The following is a 241-nucleotide window of genomic DNA, read 5'->3' as shown; positions in this document are numbered from 1 at the left end:
CGCGCGCCTGATCCAGTTCACGGATCAGGCTGGCGAAGGTGACAATACGATCGTTGCGATAGTAACGATCTTTCACGATCGCGGTAATCAGCCCTTGCTGCGCCGCATGCCGCAATACCTGGCGCATTAAGGCTTCATCTGCGCCGGTTTCACGAGACAGATCGCGCACCCACCAGGGTTCATCGCCAAACAGCGGCGCGGCTTTTTGCCAGATGGCCTCTTGATCTGGCGTAAATCCGGC

1 pseudogene is annotated in these 241 nt (G+C 58.1%); it reads right to left on the bottom strand.

Annotated features, from left to right (window positions below):
• Positions 1-241 (bottom strand): annotated as a pseudogene (locus V0R37_RS23155) (hypothetical protein); the annotation flags it as partial.

It is taken from the genome of Pollutimonas rozaliensis, from assembly GCF_048751585.1.
In the GTDB taxonomy this organism is placed as follows: domain Bacteria; phylum Pseudomonadota; class Gammaproteobacteria; order Burkholderiales; family Burkholderiaceae_B.
Note: the sequence above shows the minus strand (reverse complement) of the source record. Positions and strands in the feature narration are given on the sequence as shown.